The organism is Caldisphaera sp. (assembly GCF_049974385.1).
Lineage (GTDB): Archaea > Thermoproteota > Thermoprotei_A > Sulfolobales > Acidilobaceae > Caldisphaera.
Map to the genome: position 1 here is coordinate 1 of NZ_JBMFIW010000075.1, position 520 is coordinate 520.

Annotated in this window: 1 pseudogene; it reads right to left on the reverse strand. The window is 32.7% G+C overall.

Annotated features, from left to right (window positions below):
* Window positions 1-244: 244 nt before the first annotated feature.
* Window positions 245-520: pseudogene (locus tag ACP5GV_RS08155) on the reverse strand (integrase); the annotation flags it as partial.

Sequence of the window (520 nt, forward strand, 5' to 3'; positions counted from 1 at the left end):
TTGTAAGTCTCTTCATCAGCTCTAAATGCAATAAGCTTACCCGCTATTGTTATCACCTCGTTATCATATAGTTAACAAGAATATATATTCTTAATTCTTAATCTCGAGAATATCAAGGCTTCTTAGTGTTAACAAGCGTTAACTGTAATTATCATATGATAACATCCTGATAACGTAATGTTAACATATATTGGTAATATTGTATTCTTTTTTAAACCACACTTAAGAAATAGTACAATTACCTTCAGAATTTATTAAGGAGCTTGGGAGCTTTCTCTTCATATATCTTCTTCATTTCTATATCTGAAATTATGAAATAGCGCTGCTGGAGTATTTTAAATTGCCCTGGACTCATCCTCTCTTGTAACACATTTATAATAAAAGGAGATACTCTGGCTTTAGCCATGTAAGAGGCGAAGAAGCTCCTCAAATTGTATAGCCTAAATTCTTTTCCTATCCTCCTCATTCCTTCCTTTATTTCACTCCTTAAATCGGCTAATTGGAATGGGAAGAACTTTAG